General features: G+C 65.5%; 18 protein-coding genes. 7 read left to right on the forward strand and 11 right to left on the reverse strand.

The window, feature by feature from the left end; all coding sequences use genetic code 11:
* Positions 1-26 precede the first annotated feature (26 nt).
* Positions 27-1,250 (forward strand): bifunctional glycosyltransferase family 2/GtrA family protein, encoded by a 1,224-nt coding sequence (locus tag QN239_RS05610; RefSeq protein WP_499016600.1) that lies wholly within the window; start codon positions 27-29, stop codon positions 1,248-1,250.
* Between the two features lie 5 nt (positions 1,251-1,255).
* Here the strand turns inward: QN239_RS05610 and QN239_RS05615 are convergent, their stop codons facing one another.
* Complete coding sequence (locus tag QN239_RS05615; protein WP_499008575.1) at positions 1,256-2,101, reverse strand: LLM class flavin-dependent oxidoreductase; 846 nt, start codon at positions 2,099-2,101, stop codon at positions 1,256-1,258.
* Entirely contained in the window at positions 2,098-2,235 is a 138-nt protein-coding gene (locus QN239_RS05620) for a hypothetical protein (protein ID WP_499008577.1), read from the reverse strand. Before QN239_RS05620 ends, QN239_RS05615 begins: the two co-directional genes overlap by 4 nt.
* Between QN239_RS05620 and QN239_RS05625 the strand changes: the two genes are divergently transcribed.
* The gene (locus tag QN239_RS05625) at positions 2,236-3,237 is read left to right on the forward strand and encodes an Lrp/AsnC family transcriptional regulator (protein ID WP_499008579.1); all 1,002 of its coding nucleotides are present in this window, start codon (positions 2,236-2,238) and stop codon (positions 3,235-3,237) included.
* Here the strand turns inward: QN239_RS05625 and QN239_RS05630 are convergent.
* The 9 genes from QN239_RS05630 to QN239_RS05670 all read right to left on the reverse strand — a co-directional run bounded on the left by QN239_RS05630 (position 3,234) and on the right by QN239_RS05670 (position 10,590).
* Positions 3,234-4,055, reverse strand: a complete 822-nt coding sequence (locus QN239_RS05630) for an SDR family NAD(P)-dependent oxidoreductase (RefSeq protein WP_499008580.1) — start codon at positions 4,053-4,055, stop codon at positions 3,234-3,236. The two genes, QN239_RS05625 and QN239_RS05630, sit on opposite strands and share 4 nt — an antisense overlap.
* A gap of 28 nt (positions 4,056-4,083) precedes the next feature.
* Positions 4,084-4,500 (reverse strand): nuclear transport factor 2 family protein, encoded by a 417-nt coding sequence (locus QN239_RS05635; protein ID WP_090354393.1) that lies wholly within the window; start codon positions 4,498-4,500, stop codon positions 4,084-4,086.
* 66 nt (positions 4,501-4,566) lie between these two features.
* Positions 4,567-5,700, reverse strand: coding sequence for an NDMA-dependent alcohol dehydrogenase (locus tag QN239_RS05640; protein ID WP_499008582.1), 1,134 nt, complete (start codon positions 5,698-5,700; stop codon positions 4,567-4,569).
* Between the two features lie 91 nt (positions 5,701-5,791).
* A complete protein-coding gene (locus QN239_RS05645) occupies positions 5,792-6,340 on the reverse strand; it encodes a nuclear transport factor 2 family protein (protein WP_499008583.1) in 549 nt (182 codons plus the stop codon).
* A 12-nt stretch (positions 6,341-6,352) separates the two neighbouring features.
* Positions 6,353-6,559, reverse strand: a complete 207-nt coding sequence (locus tag QN239_RS05650) for a ferredoxin (protein ID WP_090354399.1) — start codon at positions 6,557-6,559, stop codon at positions 6,353-6,355.
* Positions 6,560-6,563: 4 nt separating this feature from the next.
* Positions 6,564-7,922, reverse strand: coding sequence for a lanosterol 14-alpha demethylase (gene cyp51, locus QN239_RS05655; protein WP_499008586.1), 1,359 nt, complete (start codon positions 7,920-7,922; stop codon positions 6,564-6,566).
* Positions 7,919-8,782: an SDR family oxidoreductase gene (locus tag QN239_RS05660; RefSeq protein ID WP_499008588.1), complete on the reverse strand. Its 864-nt coding sequence runs from the start codon at positions 8,780-8,782 to the stop codon at positions 7,919-7,921. Before QN239_RS05660 ends, cyp51 begins: the two co-directional genes overlap by 4 nt.
* A 12-nt stretch (positions 8,783-8,794) precedes the next feature.
* Positions 8,795-9,997 (reverse strand): cytochrome P450, encoded by a 1,203-nt coding sequence (locus QN239_RS05665; protein ID WP_499008590.1) that lies wholly within the window; start codon positions 9,995-9,997, stop codon positions 8,795-8,797.
* Positions 9,994-10,590 (reverse strand): TetR family transcriptional regulator, encoded by a 597-nt coding sequence (locus QN239_RS05670; protein ID WP_499008592.1) that lies wholly within the window; start codon positions 10,588-10,590, stop codon positions 9,994-9,996. The genes QN239_RS05665 and QN239_RS05670 overlap by 4 nt, the downstream gene beginning before the upstream one ends.
* A gap of 202 nt (positions 10,591-10,792) precedes the next feature.
* Here QN239_RS05670 and QN239_RS05675 point away from each other — a divergent pair, with 202 nt between their 5' ends.
* From QN239_RS05675 to QN239_RS05695, 5 genes are read left to right on the forward strand one after another with little or no spacing between them, the layout of a single operon-like run.
* Positions 10,793-12,262 carry an aldehyde dehydrogenase gene (locus QN239_RS05675; protein WP_499008593.1) on the forward strand — a complete coding sequence of 490 codons (1,470 nt, stop codon included), beginning with the start codon at positions 10,793-10,795 and terminating at the stop codon, positions 12,260-12,262.
* 53 nt (positions 12,263-12,315) lie between these two features.
* Positions 12,316-13,068, forward strand: coding sequence for an SDR family oxidoreductase (locus QN239_RS05680; protein ID WP_499008594.1), 753 nt, complete (start codon positions 12,316-12,318; stop codon positions 13,066-13,068).
* Positions 13,065-13,913 carry an NAD(P)-dependent oxidoreductase gene (locus QN239_RS05685; protein ID WP_499008596.1) on the forward strand — a complete coding sequence of 283 codons (849 nt, stop codon included), beginning with the start codon at positions 13,065-13,067 and terminating at the stop codon, positions 13,911-13,913. The genes QN239_RS05680 and QN239_RS05685 overlap by 4 nt, the downstream gene beginning before the upstream one ends.
* A 43-nt stretch (positions 13,914-13,956) precedes the next feature.
* Positions 13,957-14,367: a carboxymuconolactone decarboxylase family protein gene (locus tag QN239_RS05690; protein WP_090354410.1), complete on the forward strand. Its 411-nt coding sequence runs from the start codon at positions 13,957-13,959 to the stop codon at positions 14,365-14,367.
* On the forward strand, positions 14,357-15,583 hold the full coding sequence (locus QN239_RS05695; protein WP_499008597.1) for a hypothetical protein: 1,227 nt from the start codon (positions 14,357-14,359) through the stop codon (positions 15,581-15,583). Before QN239_RS05690 ends, QN239_RS05695 begins: the two co-directional genes overlap by 11 nt.
* Positions 15,584-15,589: the final 6 nt, after the last annotated feature.

Here is a 15,589-nt window from a genome sequence, read left to right on the forward strand (position 1 = left end):
CAGCTCGTTACGGGAGTGTGAACGATATGACCGAGCTGGCTCGCGCCCAGGCGGACGGGGGCTTGTTCCAGCCTGCGCGGGAAACCCCCGTTCTGGACATCGTCATCCCGGTGTACAACGAGGAACACGATCTGCCCGGGTGTGTGACCCGGTTGCATCGCTACCTCGCCGAGCAGGTGCCGTACGCCACCCGGATCACCGTCGCGGACAACGCAAGTACCGATTCCACCCTTGAGGTCGCGCGCCGGTTGGCAGCCGAACTGCCCGGTGTCGAAGTGATCCATCTGGACCGCAAGGGCCGGGGCGGCGCCCTGTACACCGCGTGGATGGCCTCACCGGCCACCGTGGTGGCCTATATGGACGTCGACCTCTCGACCGACCTCTCGGCGCTGATGCCGTTGGTCGCGCCGTTGATCTCCGGGCATTCGGATGTGGCGATCGGATCCAGGTTGGCCGCGTCGGCGCGGGTGGTGCGCGGCCCGAAGCGCGAATTCATCTCGCGCTCCTACAACTTCATCCTGCGCGGCGCCCTCGGTGCACGGTTCTCGGACGCGCAGTGCGGGTTCAAGGCGGTGCGCGCCGACGTGGCCCGTCAGCTGCTGCCCTTGGTGGCCGACACCGGATGGTTCTTCGACACCGAGATGTTGGTGATCGCCGAGCGGGCCGGGCTGCGCATCCACGAGGTCCCGGTCGACTGGGTCGACGATCCCGACTCCCGCGTCGACATCCTCGCGACCGCGATCGACGACCTCAAGGGCTGCTGGCGGGTGGGACGAGCGCTGGCCACCGGTGCCCTGCCGCTGCGCGAACTGCAGGCCAGTCTCGGGCGCGAGCCGCTGGTACCCGGCGTGCCGCCCGGCATGGTCGGCCAACTGGCCAGGTTCTGCATCGTCGGCGTGATCAGCACGGTCGCCTACGCCCTGCTGTTCATGGCGCTGCACGCGGCGATGGGCGCTCAAGCCGCAAACCTGACGGCCTTGCTGCTCACCGCGATCGGGAACACGACGGCCAACCGGGCGTTCACCTTCGGCATCCGTGGTCGCGCCGGGGCGGCCCGCCACCAGGCCGGCGGCCTGCTGGTCTTCCTCTTCGGGTTGGCGATCACCAGTGGGTCACTGCTGGTGTTGCACCACTTCGGTCTCACCAAGGACAAGGCAGTCGAACTGTCCGTGTTGGTGGTGGCGAACCTGGTGGCCACCCTGGTGCGCTTCGTCGCGCTGCGCCGGGCGTTCGGGGTGCATCGGCGCTAGCCGGGCTAGAGAATCGCGTCGGCGAGACGGTCGAGCTGCTCGACCCCGGCGGTCGTCGGATGGAACAGCAGCCGGTCGAACCCGAGATCCCGATACCGTCGGACCGTGTCACGGGCCTCATCGGGCGAGCTGACCATATCGTCGACGTTCACCTGCGCGTACTCCGGGCTGAACCCGTAATACCTTGCCAGGTGGTCCTTTCCGGCGGCGATCGCCTGCTCGGGTCCGAGCCCGAAGTTCACCGAAGCCTGCAGATACGGGCGGCCCCTACGGCCGGCGGCCGCCCAGCCGGAGCGAATGCGGCCGACCAGTTCGGCCTGGACGTCATAGTGGCGGACAGCGCCGGCGGCCCAGCCGTCGCCGACGGTCGTCACCCGCCGGACCGTGGCCGCCGACCGTCCGCCGAACAACAAAGGAACCGATACGGGTGCGCACAACGGCGCATCGCCGGCGCCGGTCCAGAGCCGGCGCATCCGCTCGACCTGCTCGTCGAGGATCTTCCCTCGGCGGTCGAAGTCCGTTCCGGTGCTTGCGTAGTCGTCGGGTCTGTTGCCCACACCAAGGCCGACGACAAGTCGTCCGCCGGATATCTGCGCCACGCCGGCGATCTGCTTGGCCAGCGGCACCACCGGATACACCGGGGCGAGAAGGACATTCGTCACCAGCGTCACGTCGGTGGTGGCACCGGCCGCGGCGGCCAGTGCGATGAGCGAGTCGAGACCCGGGTAGCGCAGCCGGTCGATCGTGGTGACGGATTCGAATCCGCGTTCTTCGGCGCGGCGCGTCCATTCTGTGATGCCTGTACCCGCCACTCCGGCAATGTGGTTCGGCAACCCGATTCCCAGTTTCACAGCACGTCCTTCGTTTCGATCGTGTTGAGCGCGGCATTGCCGGTCAGATTCATGGTGTTCAGCATTGGCCGGTTGAGCGAATCCAGGCCAGGTATTCGCATCGAGACGGCAAAAATGGGCAACAAAGACATCACATGCGTAGTGTTATTGACACCATGGAGCGTCTCGACGGTCAAATTCTGCACGCGTTGCAGATCGCTCCGCGGGCGCCCTTCCGGCGGATCGCCGAGGTCATCGGCGCCGGCGAGCAGACGGTCGCCCGGCGCTATCGGGCGCTGCGCCGCGACGGCGTGCTCAGGGTGATCGCAGTGGTGAACCCGAGGGTCTACGGCGAGTGTCAGTGGATCGTGCGGGTGCACGCCAAACCGGACAACGTCCCCAAGCTGGCGGAGGCGCTGGTTCGTTGGCCCGAGGTGACGCACGCCAATGTGCTGTCCGGCGGTACCGAGCTGATCTGCGTTGTCCGTGCGCCGATCGGTGATACCGGCGACGGATTGCTGCACCGGTTGCCCCGCACGTCTGCGGTTCTCGATGTCCGAGTGAACTTGGTGCTCAAGGTGTTCGGGCAGGCATCCAGTGGTCACTGGACCGGCCACGGCCGCCCGCTCAGTGCGGAGCAGATCGCCGCGTTGCAACCACCGGAGACCGCACGCCCGAATCGACCTGGCGCACCGTCCCCCGATGACCAACGGCTGATCGACGCGTTGGCCGATGACGGGCGGATCTCCGACAGTGCGTTGGCCGCACTCACCGGATGGTCACCGGCGCGGGTCAAGCGCCGGTTGGCGGCACTACAGGACTCTGACACCCTGTCCTACGACCTCGATGTGCTACCCGAACTGCTCGGATACACGCTCAACGCGACCATTTGGATCTCGACCCCACCCCGGCATCTCACCGCGACGGCCGAACAGATCGTGGTGCACGACGAGGTGGCCTCGGTCGTCGCGATCAGTGGCTCGGCCAACCTGATGGTCGTGGTGATATGTCGCGACGTCGAGCACTTATATCGCTACCTGGCCGAGCGATTGGCCACCGTCGACCACATCCTGGCCTATGACGTCAGTATCCGCAGCAAACGGCTCAAACAGGTCGGTTCGCTGATCGCGCACGGCCGGTTGATCCGTGCGAACTAACCGCCGATCAACGCGTGCACATCCTCGATCGCATACGGCGGCGTGTCCTTGTGGTCCCGGTAGCCGATGAAGCCTGTTTCGGGCCGGGCGAACTCACCGACGAATCCGCCGGCGGCGATGAAGATCCGGCCGGTTATGTGCGCGGCGAGGTCACTGGCCAGATAGCCGTAGGTGGGGGCGACATACTCGGGCGGGGCGGCGTCCAACGCACCCTGGGCGTTGACATCGTCGAGCAGTCCCCGCCGGTTCAGCTCGGCGATGTGTTGCTCGTAGTCCGCGCCCTCGGACAGCCGGGTGCGCGCACCCGGGCAGACCGCATTCGCCCGCACCCCATGCTCTTTCAGTTCGGCTGCGATGGCCAGCGTCAGGCTGTTGACCCCGCCCTTGCCTGCCGGATATCCCGTACCGCCGTAGTCGCCGAGGAAAGCGAACGAACTGGTGTTAACGATGGCGCCGGAGCCCTGCCGGACCATATGCGGTGCGGCGGCCCGGCAGGTCTCGAATGCCGTCAACAGGTGTGCGTCGAGTAGTGCGCGGAACTGCGCCGAGGTCACGTTGAGGATGGATGATCCGGTGGGCTCTGCCGTGCCGGCGCAGTTGACCAGGATGTCGATGCGTCCGTGGGCGGCCACGCACGCGTCGATCAGGCCGTCGGCGACGTCCGGGTCGGTCGGCGATCCGGCGATGCCGAGGCCCGAGACACGCTGTGCCGCTTCGTCGGTGGCTTCCCGGTCGCGGCCGTTGACCACCACCGACGCACCCTGAGATGCCAGTAGTTCGGCGACGGCCAGGCCGATCCCGCGGGTCCCGCCGACCACGACGGCGGCGCGGCCGGCCAGCAGCGCGCTAATCGGCCTTCGCCTCGGTGAACTCCATGGCGTCCATGTTCCAGTAGCCGCGCAGATTGGTGATCAGGCCGGCGTCATTCACCCGGTAGGTGAATACGCCGCGCACACTGGCGACGAAGCCATTCGGGAATTCGGTGCGCAGCACCAGGATGTAGGCGATCTCGGCCGGCGAGCTGGACGGGAACGTCGCCTCGCGGGTGACGGTCAGCTTGTTGGGCCCGATGTTGGTGTCGTAGAACGCTGCCAGCGCTTCCTTGCCGCGCACCCCGGTACCGCTCGGATTGGTGACCGCCTCCCCGATCGGGTCCTCGACCAGGATGTCGTCGGCCATCAGAGCCAGCCAGCCTTCGCGGTCGCCGGACTGCACACAACGCCAGGAAGCCTCGGATGCGATGACGACGGGTGACTCGGTCATGGTGTCCTTTCAGCGATTCGGCGCGCTTACCCGCGGTCCTCGCAGGTAAGCGCGCCGAAATCACGATTAACGATCGGCGTCCGTGTAGCGGATGACACCGCGGATGTTGCGGCCCTCCAGCATGTCGGCGTAGCCGTCGTTGATCTGCTCCAGCTTGTATTGGCGGGTGACCATGTCGTCGAGGTTGAGCCGGCCGGCCTTGTACATCGACAGCAGCTGCGGGATGTCGTGATGCGGGTTGCCGCCACCGAAGATGGTGCCCTGCAGGCGTTTCTGCAGCAGGGTCAACATCGACAGGTTCAACTTCACATCGTTGCTGGCCATGTTCGCGACCGCGGTGGCCACGACGGTGCCGCCCTTGGCGGTGATGTTCATGTAGTGGTCGATATCCTCGCCCTTGAGCTCACCGACCGTGACGATGGTCTTGTGCGCCATCCGGCCCTGGGTGACCTCGGCGACTCCGGCCATCGCGCTGAAGATGTCGGGGTAGGCGTGTGTCGCGCCGAACTTGAGTGCGTTGTCGCGTTTGAACTCAACCGGGTCCACCGCGAAGACGTTGCGCGCGCCGGCGATGAGCGCACCCTGCAGGGCGCCGGTGCCGACACCGCCGACACCGACGATGACGACATCGTCACCGGGGCGCACGTCACCGCTGCGAACCGCGGACCCGTAGCCGGTGGTCACGCCGCAGCCGACCAGGCAGGCCACCTCGAAGGGGATGGACGGGTCGATCTTCACCACCGAGCTCTTGTGCACCACCATGTAGGGGCTGAAGGTGCCCAGCAGGGTCATCGGGATGACCGGCTGGCCGTTCTTGGCGGCGTGGATGCGATACGTGCCGTCGGACACCGCGGTGCCGGCGAGTAGTCCCGCGCCCAGGTCGCACAGGTTGCGCAGGCCTTCCTGACACGCGGGACATTCACCGCAGGAGGGGATGAACGACAGCACGACGTGGTCACCGGGTGCGATGTGGTCGACCCCGGGGCCGACCTCGGTGACGATGCCGGCGCCCTCGTGGCCGCCGAGCACCGGGAATCCCGCCATCGGGATATCGCCGGTGACCAGGTGATGGTCCGAATGGCACATGCCCGAGGCTTCCATCTGGATCTTGACCTCGTCCTTGACGGGGTCACCGATCTCGATTTCCTCGATCGACCACGGCTGGTTGAATTCCCAGATCAGAGCGCCTTTGGTCTTCATATCTCCTGCTTTCGACGAGAGCCTCGAACTCCAGACTAGAGCCTCTAGTTAGCCACATCACACTGCCCCCAAGCAACTGCTTGGTGGTGATTCACCAGAGCGGAACGGGCGCCTCGCCGAGGGGGTAGTAGCCGGGCAACTTCTCGCCGGCCAGTGAGCGCTCGATGCGCTTCTGCATGGTCGGGGTGAGGTCGCCCGAGGTGATCAGGTCCATGAACGCCTTCTGCACGTGCCCGAAGTCGAAGAAGTCGCGCTGCCATTCGATGAGCAGCTGGTCGTTGAGCCGGAACCAGCTGCCGCCGATACCGTAGATCTCATCGGTGCTGCCGTCCGACTTGTTGGCGATCTGCTTCCAGAAGCCGACGATCTCGTTCTGCTTCTCGTCGATGAGCACCTTCTGGTACTCGTAGACCCAGTTCTCCAGGCCTTCCATCTCCAGACCGAGGGCGACATCGCGGATCTCGTCCCGGCCGATGCACATGACGTCTTCTTTGGGGCCGATGTTCCAGCCGTAGGTGGCGTCCTCGGTGTAGAAGTCCGCCAACGGTTTCCAGTCGCCGGCCGCTTCCGCGTCCTGGTTGGCCTTGAGCCAGCGCTGGGTCCAGTCCTCAAGTGCCTCGCGTGTTGACGATGACGCCATTGTCGTTGCCTTTCAGTCTTTTTCGATGAGGGAAAGTGCTCGGGTGGGACACATGTCGATGGCCCGTTCGACATCCTCGCGGAGCTCGTCGGGCGGTTCCGGGTCGAGGATCTCGACGACTCCGCGTTTGGGCACCTTGAAGACGTCGGGGGCCTCCAGCTCGCACATGGCGTGGCCCTGGCACAGGTCCTCGTCGAGTTCGATTCGGTAGCAGCCCACCGAACTAGTCCTTCACGCGCTTGCGGTAGCGCACCTTCGCCGGCCGGGCCAGCTGCACCACCATCTTGGAGTGGTCGTTCTGGTAGCTCTCCGGAGGCTGCGCCATCTCGAACTCATACTCGCGCAACAGCACCGAGAAGATCGCCTTGATCTGCATCTGCGCGAACGCCGCACCCACGCACCGGTGCCGGCCGGCACCGAACGGGATCCAGGTCCACCGGTTGATCAGGTCTTCCTGGCGCGGCTTGTTGTAGCGGTCCGGGTCGAAGGCATCCGGGTTGGGGAAGTCCTCGGGGATCCGGTTGGAGATCGCCGGCGAGGCGGCCACCATCTGGCCCTTGTGGATCGGGTGTCCGGCGACCTCGAACTCGTCCTGGGCGACCCGCATCAGGATGATCAGCGGCGGATGCAGGCGCAGGGTCTCCTTGAGCGCGTTGTCGATGTTCGGAATCTGGCGCAGCGCATGGAAACTCACCTCCTGGCCGTCGGCATACAGCTCGTCGAGCTCGTTCTGGACCTTGGTGTAGAACTCGGGGTTGCGCAGCAGCTCGATCAGTGTCCAGCTCGACGTGCCCGAGCTGGTGTGGTGCCCGGCGAACATCAACGAGATGAACATCCCGGTGACCTCGTTGGCGGTGAAGCGCGGATTGCCTTCTTCATCCTTGATCGAGACCAGCACGTCCAGCAGATCACGATCGCTCTTGTCGGTGGGCGGGTTCGCGATTCGGCCGTTCATGACCTCCTGCACCAACTCCACCAGGCTGGCCCGGGCCTCGTCGCGAATGCGGAAGCTCTCGATGGGCAGGTAGGGGTCGACGTAGCAGAGCGGATCGGTACCGCGCTCGAGCAGGTGGTAGTAGTTCGCGAACCGCGAATCCAACTGGTTGCGGAACTTCTGGCCGATCAGGCAGGCCGTCGAGGTGTAGATGGTCAGTTCGGCGAAGAACTCCAGGAGATCTATCTCGCCGCTCTCGCCCCATCCCTGGATCATCTTGCGGACTTCGTTCTCGATGGTGGCCGCGTGGCCCTTCATCTGCTCACCGCGCAGGGCGGTGTTGTGCAGCATCTCGGCCCGGCGCTCGGGGTCGGCATCGAACACCACACCCTCGCCGAAGATCGGCGTCATGAACGGGTAGGCCTCGGCCTGATTGAGCTCGCTGTCGGTGGACCGGAAGAAGAACTCGTTGGCCTCCGCGCCGGACAGCAGCACCACCTGCTTGTCGGCAAGCTGGAACCAGCCGGCGTCACCGCACTCCTGGCGGATCCGCCACATCAGCCCGATGGGGTCGGTGCGGAACTCCTCCAGATGGCCGTGTTCCTCCTCGCCACCGGAAACGCGTTCCACCTCTTTGAGATCACTCACAGTGCTGACCCCCCTGTCGGTTCGCTCCCGCCCGCGGAAGCAGGCATGCCTTCTTCGCCGAGAGCCAGCTTCTGGCGGTCCTTGACGTCGGCCAGCGGAGCCTCGGGCTGGAGTTCCATGTTCGCGATGAAGCCGCCGCGGGGCGTCTCGGCGACGAACGTGATGGCCCGCGCGAGATCGTCTGCGCGCAGGAAGTAGTCGTGACGCGCCTGACCCCACTTGGCCCAGTCCTCCAGCGCGGGTCCGATCAACTCGGCGGGCAGGCTCCAGCCCATCGACGTTTTGGTCGGTCCGGGATGCACGATCGAGGCGCGCACGCCCGTGCCTTCCAGCTCCATCTGGTAGTTGGTCACCATCGCGACCAGGGCGGCCTTGGCGGCTCCGTAGGCGCCCATATGCGGCCGCTGACGCAGTGCCACATCGGATCCGACGAAGATGAGGTCACCGCGCCGGCGTTCGATCATGCCGGGCAGCACCGCGGTGGCGAGCCGGTTGGCCCCGACCAGGTGAATCTGGATCTGGGACTCGAACTGTTCGGTGCTGATCGAGTCGAGCTTGCCGAAGTAGGTGTCGCCGGCGCCGGCCACCAGCACCTCGATCTCGCCGAGGTCGGAGGTGGTCTGCTCGACGGCGGCCTTCACCGAATCCGGGTCGGTGACATCGAGGTGCACGGCGATGGCCTCGCCGCCGTCGGCGCGGATCCTGCCGACGATCTCATCGAGCTTCTCCACTCGGCGGGCACCGAGTGCCACCGGAAAACCGTTGCGGGCGAGCCTGATCGCGGTCGCCTCGCCGATACCGGAGGAGGCGCCGGCGACCAGTGCCGGACGACGGGCGGGTAGGGGATCGAAACGAGGCATTCAGCGGGCCTTTCAGCGGGGCTGGACGGTGATGGGTAGGTGAGCGAATCCGCGGACGCTGCTGGAATGCACCCGCACAGACGCGGATTCATCCACCTCGTACCCACGGATTCGCTTGAACAACTCGGTCAGTGCCACCCGGGCCTCCATGCGCGCGAGGTGTGCGCCGAGGCAGAAGTGGGCGCCGCTGCCGAAACTCACCAGCTTCGGACCGATCTCACGGTCGATGCGGTATTCGTCGGGGTTCTCGAAGACGCGTTCGTCGCGGTTGGCGGAGCCGATCAGCAGCACCAGCACATCGCCCGCCGGAACGGTGGTGTCGTAGAAGGTGAGGTCCTCGCTGACCAGCCGGGCCAGGATCTGGCTGGAGGCGTCATAACGCAGTGTCTCCTCGACCCACGGGGTGACCAGGTCGTGGTCGTCGAACACCGGGGCCAGTTGGTCGGGATTCTTGTAACCCCAATATGCGGCGTTGGCAAGCAATTTGGTGGTCGTCTCGTTACCGGCAACCACCATGAGGAACAGGAACGCCATGATCTCGTCATCGGTGAGCCGGTCGCCGTCGATCTCGGCCTCGACCAGTGCCGAGGTCAGATCGTCGGAGATGTTCTTGCGGCGCTGTTTGACCATGTCGGCGTAGTAGACCAGTAGTTCGCCGGAGGCCTCGATGGCCGAAGCGGGTACGTCGGGCACACCGTCCTCCCGGTGCATCACGCCGTCGGCGAGCGCGCGGATCCGCACCCGGTCCTCGTCCGGCACCCCCATCAGTTCGGAGATGACGTCCATCGGCAACTTGCCCGCGAAGTCATCGACATAGTCGAACGTGGTGCTCTGCAGCGCAGCGTCCAGATGCTGGTGGGCGATCTCGGTGACCCGGCCCTCCAGTTCGCGGATGCGCCGTGGCGTGAAGCCTTTGGACACCAGCGTGCGCAGTCGGAGATGCCCGGGATCATCAAGTGCCAGAAAGGACATCACGCGGTGGGCTTCGTCATTGCGTGAGATCGGATCCAGGGACACGCCATGGCGGTTGGACAGGGTGACGCTGTTGCGAAAACCCGCCAGCACGTCGCTGTGTCGCGACAGCGCCCAGAACTTGCGCTGTTCGTTGTGGTACAGCGGGGCTTCATCGCGCAGCCGCTTGTAATACGGGTACGGGTCCTCGTGGAAGTCGTAATCGTAGGGGTCGAGGATCGGCTCGACGGTGTTGAGGCTCATGTGTCATCTCCGAGGAGAAGGCCGACCACATAGCTCAGGCGATCGGCGATCTGGTGGTAGGTGAAGGCGCCGCTGCCGGCATTGACCAACGCGCCGAAGTACGTCATCTCGAGGGCGGAGACGACGCGGGGGTCGGCGTCCGGTCCGACGGCCGACCGGATGCGCCGGTGGATCTCGGAACCGATCCGATCACGTACTTTGCGTACCGTCGGGTCGCCACCGGTCAGCAGGGCCGCGGTGCACGCCGCGGCGACCTCGGGTTCGTCGGCGACCACCAGGGCCAGGCTGCGCAGCGCCTGTTGTACCCGGCTGGTCAGGCTGTCGTTGACGTCGGTGAAGTAGGGCACCTGCTTGACCAGGTCGAGGTAGACCTCGGCGATCAGATGGTTCTTCGACGAGAAGTAGGTGTAGGCCGTGGCCGGGGCGACCTTGGCGCGGGCGGCGACGGCGCGCACCGTCAGATCCGAGTAGGACGACTCGCGCAGCATCTCCATACCGGCAGTCAGGACCTTGCGGAAGGTCTCCTCCTGGCGGCGGTTACGCGGCGTCTCCGCCGTCTCGCTTGTGGCGGCTACCACGGCATCGCTGGACACATGTCCAAGTTATCCGATATTGCCGGTTTAGGGCAAGTTCCAGGGGCAAAGTTGCAGGAAAATAGCGCTATTTGCAATGTGGAAGTAATCCGGTCTTGCCACTGCGACTCGGCTGAGGTTATGGTTCGAAGGAGTGTGACCGGACAGTTGTCCAGGAACAGACCGGCTGGGATGGCTGGATGGATGTAAGGGGAGAGTGCGGATGTCGCTGATCGCCGACCGCGAGAGCCGATTGCTCATCGACGGCAAGCTGGTCACCGGAAGTGCGGGCACGTTCGAGACCGTCAACCCCGCCACCGAGGAAGTCCTCGGGGTGGCGGCGAACGCCGATCAAGCGGATATGTCGGCTGCGATCGGGGCGGCCCGTGCGGCCTTCGACGACAGCGATTGGTCGACCAACACCGAGCTGCGGGTGCGTTGCCTGCGCCAGTTGCGCGAGGCCCTGCAGGCGAACATAGAAGAGCTGCGGGAGCTGACGATTTCCGAGGTGGGTGCGCCGCGCATGCTGACCTCGGGTGCCCAGCTGGAGGGGCCGGTCGATGACCTGGCGTTCTGCGCCGACACCGCGGAGAACTACCAGTGGCGCACCGAGCTCGGATACGCGACACCACAGGGAATTCCGACCAACCGCACCGTCGCCCGGGAGGCTGTCGGCGTCGTCGGTGCGATCACTCCCTGGAACTTCCCGCACCAGATCAATCTCGCCAAGGTGGGACCGGCGCTGGCGGCCGGCAACACCCTGATCCTCAAGCCGGCCCCGGATACCCCGTGGGCGGCCGCGGTGCTCGGCGAGATCGTCACCGAGCACACCGATTTCCCGCCCGGCGTGTTCAACATCGTCACCTCCGATGACCACGGTGTCGGCGCGCTGCTGTCCAAAGACCCACGGGTGGACATGGTTTCGTTCACCGGATCGACCAACACCGGACGCGCCGTGATGGCCGATGCCGCGGTCACCATCAAGAAGGTGTTCCTCGAACTCGGCGGCAAGTCGGCGTTTTTGGTGCTCGACGACGCGGACCTGGGTGGCGCCTGCGCGATGGCAGCTTTCACCGTTGCCATGCACGCCGGACAGGGCTGCGCGATCACCACCCGGCTGGTCGTGCCGAGGGCCCAGTACGACGCCGCAGTCGAGGCGGCGGCGGCGACCCTCGGTGGTATCAAGCCGGGCGATCCCAACAGCAAGCGCACCGTCTGCGGCCCGGTGATCTCGGCCCGGCAGCGCGATCGTATCCAGGGCTATCTGGACTCGGCGATCGCCGAGGGTGGCAGGTTCGCCTGTGGTGGCGGACGGCCCGCGGACCTGGACACCGGTTACTTCATCGAGCCGACCGTCATTGCCGGCCTGGACAATTCGGCCCGGGTATCCCGCGAAGAGATCTTCGGTCCGGTACTGACGGTCATCGCCCACGACGGCGACGACGATGCGGTACGCATCGCCAACGATTCGCCCTACGGCCTGTCGGGCACGGTGTTCTCCGGTGACGACGCGCGTGCGCAGGCGGTCGCCTCGCGGCTGCGCGTCGGCACGGTCAATGTCAACGGTGGCGTCTGGTACTCGGCCGACGCGCCGTTCGGTGGCTACAAGCAGTCCGGAATCGGCCGTGAGATGGGCGTGGCCGGCTTCGAGGAATATCTGGAAACCAAGCTCATCGCGACCATCGCGACCTAGAGCGAATACGCACACCAACATTGCCGGCCCCGCCGGCGTGGCGAGAGGAAATCATGGGGCAGTTCGACAATAAAGTGTCCATCGTCACCGGTGCCGGCGGCGGTATCGGCCAGGCCTACGCCGAGGCGTTGGCCCGGGAAGGCGCGGCGGTCGTCGTCGCCGATATCAACCTCGAGGGCGCCCAGAAGGTCGCCGACGGTATCAAAGGGGAGGGCGGGACCGCGCTCGCGCTGCCCGTCGACGTGTCGGATCCGGTGTCGGCCAAGGCGATGGCGGACCAGACGCTCGCCGAATTCGGTGGTATCGACCACCTGGTGAACAATGCCGCCATCTTCGGCGGAATGAAGCTGGACTTCCTGCTCACCGTCGACCCCGAGTATTACAAGAAGTTCATGAGCGTCAATCTCGACGGTGCGTTGTGGTGTACCCGGGCGGTCTACAAGAAGATGGCCAAGCGCGGTGGCGGGGCGATCGTCAACCAGTCCTCCACGGCGGCATGGCTTTACTCAAACTTCTACGGTTTGGCCAAGGTCGGCATCAACGGTCTCACCCAGCAGCTCTCCCGCGAGCTCGGCGGCCAGAACATCCGGATCAACGCCATCGCCCCGGGACCGATCGACACCGAAGCCAACCGCAGCACCACTCCGCAGGAGATGGTCGCGGATATCGTCAAGGCCATCCCGCTGTCGCGGATGGGGCAGCCCGAGGACCTGGTCGGCATGCTTCTGTTCCTGCTCTCCGATCAAGCCAGCTGGATCACCGGCCAGATCTTCAACGTCGATGGCGGACAGATCTTCCGGGCATGAGCGAACTGAGACTGGGGTACATCGGGCTGGGCAACCAGGGCGCACCGATGGCCAGAAGGCTGGTCGACTGGCCAGGCGGACTCACGGTGTTCGATGTGCGCACCGACGCGATGACACCGTTCGCCGAATCGGGCGCGACGGCGGCGGCCGATATCGCCGAGGTGGCCAAGGCCGATGTCATCAGTGTCACCGTGCTCACCGACGCGCAGGTGCGTGACGTCGTCGGCCGGCTGGCCCAGCACGCCACGCCGGGGACGGTGATCGCGATCCACTCCACGATCGAGCCGACTACCGCAGCTGAGCTCGCCGAGCAGTTGCAGCCCAAGGGCATCCATGTGGTCGACGCGCCGGTCAGTGGTGGTGCGGGTGCCGCCGACAAGGGCGAACTGGCTGTCATGGTGGGCGCGAGCGACGAAGCCTACGAATTGGTCAAGCCCGTGTTCAAGAAGTGGGCGTCGATGGTGGTGCGTGCCGGCGAGCCCGGCTCGGGTACCAGGATGAAGCTGGCTCGCAACATGCTCACGTTCATCGGGTTCGCGGCCGCGTGTGAGGCGCAGCAACTGGCCGAGGCGTCCGGTATCGATCTGCAGAAGCTGGGCCGGGTGGTGCGCCACAGCGACGCGCAGAGCGGCGGGCCCGGGGCCATCATGGTGCGCGATGACACCAAGCAGCTGACTCCCGACCACTGGATATATGACATGTTCATCCACACCCGCGGTCTGGCGGAGAAGGACCTGACGCTCGCACTCGGACTGGGCGAGGTTGTGGGAGTGGATCTTCCGCTGGCCAGGGTGGCGCTGGACCGCCTGGCCGACGGCCTCGGCGTACCGCACACGAAGGAGTGACGCAGTGAGTTCTGACGATCGTCGCCAACAGGGCCTGCAGAAGATGAACGAGGTCTACGGCTGGGAGATGCCCGATATCCAGGGCGACCCGTACTTCGACCTGACCGTCGAACACCTCTTCGGCACCATCTGGACCCGGCCGGGGTTGTCGATGCGGGACAAGCGCCTGCTGACGCTCGCCGCGGTGACGGCGGTGGGAAATTCGGATCTGGCCGAGATCCAGATCAACGCCGCGCTGCACAACGGGGAGATCACCGCGGAGGAACTCAAAGAGGTGTCGGTGTTCCTGACCCACTACCTCGGGTTCCCGTTGGGTTCCAAGCTGGACGGCGCGGTGAGCAAGGTGGTGCGGCAGCGTAAGAAGGCGGCCGAGCGCGGTGCCGGCGAGGACAAGAAGGGCAATGTCAACGCCGCGGTGAAGATGCATTCCGGGGGCAGCGTCGATGAACAGTAGATATGCCGCGCTGACACGCGAGGAGCTGGCGACCCTGGTCCCTGAGCTGCTGCTGATCGGCCAGTTGATCGACCGGTCCGGAATGGCGTGGTGCATATCGTCGTTCGGCCGTGAGGAAATGCTGCAGATCGCCATCGAGGAGTGGGCGGCCTCCAGTCCGCTGTACACCAAGCGGATGCAGAAGGCGCTCAAGTACGAGGGCGTGGACATCTTCACCCTGTTCAAGGGCCTGCAGCTGGACATCGGTGCGCCGCCGCAGTTCATGGACTTCCGCTATATCGTGCACGACCGCTGGCACGGCGAGTTCTATCTGGATCACTGCGGTGCGCTGCTCGATGTCGAACCGATGGGCGAGGACTACGTCAAGGGTATGTGCCACGACATCGAGGACCCCACCTTCGATGCCACCGCGCTGGCCACCAACCGCAAGGCGCAGGTCCGGCCCATTCATCGGCCTCCGCGGACGCCGTCGGACCGGCACCCGCACTGCGCCTGGACTGTCATCATCGACGAGTCCTACCCCGAGGTGCCGTTCATCCCGGCGATGGACATCGTCGGTGCGACCCATGCCTACGCGTGCGAGTTGGATCCGATCGACCCGAACGACGAAGGTATGGCCGACTATTCGGGTGAGTTGCTCGCGGATGTCGATTTCGGCGCGTTCTCCCACTCGGCACTGGTCCGGATCGCGGATGAGGTCTGCATCCAGATGCACCTGCTGGTCAAGTCGTTCACGATTGCGGTGGACAAGCGCGCCAAGGACGATGTGGCCCTCGCGCGGTCGATTCGTACGAAGCAGTTGATCGGTATCGCCGGTGTGGCCGCCTCGCGAATTCACAAGGCGCTCAAGCTCAGCACGGACGTACGCGGCGCGTTGCGGGTGCTCGAACTGCACCCGCTGCTCAACCCGGCCGCCTATGTGTCCGCCGATGTCGACCAGGATTTCGTGCACGTGCGCCGCTCGCCGGCCTATGAGGACGGCTCATGGATCTCGCTGGTCTCACCGGTGGCCGACGCCCCGCTGCAGGCGATCGTGGCGGCGGTCGATCCTCATCTGCGCGCCGAGGTGTTCGGTACCGAGTCGGACTGGACCGTGCGCGTCATCGAGACCGACACCGCGGCCAAGAAACAACCCGAGGTCGAGGTGTGCGAGTTCAGTGGCGGTGCGTCCTGGGTGTTCGAGGAGCGTAAGTCGCTGCCGCTGACCGTCGTGTGATCAGGC

It is taken from the genome of Mycolicibacterium sp. Y3 (genome assembly GCF_051188035.1).
GTDB lineage: Bacteria > Actinomycetota > Actinomycetes > Mycobacteriales > Mycobacteriaceae > Mycobacterium > Mycobacterium fluoranthenivorans.

Excerpts from the sequence above, each read along its gene's own strand:
- QN239_RS05640 (WP_499008582.1), bottom strand. The coding sequence starts at position 5,700 with ATGAAGACCAAAGGCGCTCTGATCTGGGAATTCAACCAGCCGTGGTCG.
- QN239_RS05665 (WP_499008590.1), bottom strand. The coding sequence starts at position 9,997 with ATGAGCCTCAACACCGTCGAGCCGATCCTCGACCCCTACGATTACGAC.
- QN239_RS05610 (WP_499016600.1), top strand. The coding sequence starts at position 27 with ATGACCGAGCTGGCTCGCGCCCAGGCGGACGGGGGCTTGTTCCAGCCT.
- QN239_RS05695 (WP_499008597.1), top strand. The coding sequence starts at position 14,357 with ATGAACAGTAGATATGCCGCGCTGACACGCGAGGAGCTGGCGACCCTG.
- QN239_RS05675 (WP_499008593.1), top strand. The coding sequence starts at position 10,793 with ATGTCGCTGATCGCCGACCGCGAGAGCCGATTGCTCATCGACGGCAAG.
- QN239_RS05690 (WP_090354410.1), top strand. The coding sequence starts at position 13,957 with ATGAACGAGGTCTACGGCTGGGAGATGCCCGATATCCAGGGCGACCCG.
- QN239_RS05660 (WP_499008588.1), bottom strand. The coding sequence starts at position 8,782 with ATGCCTCGTTTCGATCCCCTACCCGCCCGTCGTCCGGCACTGGTCGCC.
- QN239_RS05645 (WP_499008583.1), bottom strand. The coding sequence starts at position 6,340 with ATGGCGTCATCGTCAACACGCGAGGCACTTGAGGACTGGACCCAGCGC.
- QN239_RS05685 (WP_499008596.1), top strand. The coding sequence starts at position 13,065 with ATGAGCGAACTGAGACTGGGGTACATCGGGCTGGGCAACCAGGGCGCA.
- QN239_RS05680 (WP_499008594.1), top strand. The coding sequence starts at position 12,316 with ATGGGGCAGTTCGACAATAAAGTGTCCATCGTCACCGGTGCCGGCGGC.
- QN239_RS05635 (WP_090354393.1), bottom strand. The coding sequence starts at position 4,500 with ATGACCGAGTCACCCGTCGTCATCGCATCCGAGGCTTCCTGGCGTTGT.
- QN239_RS05625 (WP_499008579.1), top strand. The coding sequence starts at position 2,236 with ATGCGTAGTGTTATTGACACCATGGAGCGTCTCGACGGTCAAATTCTG.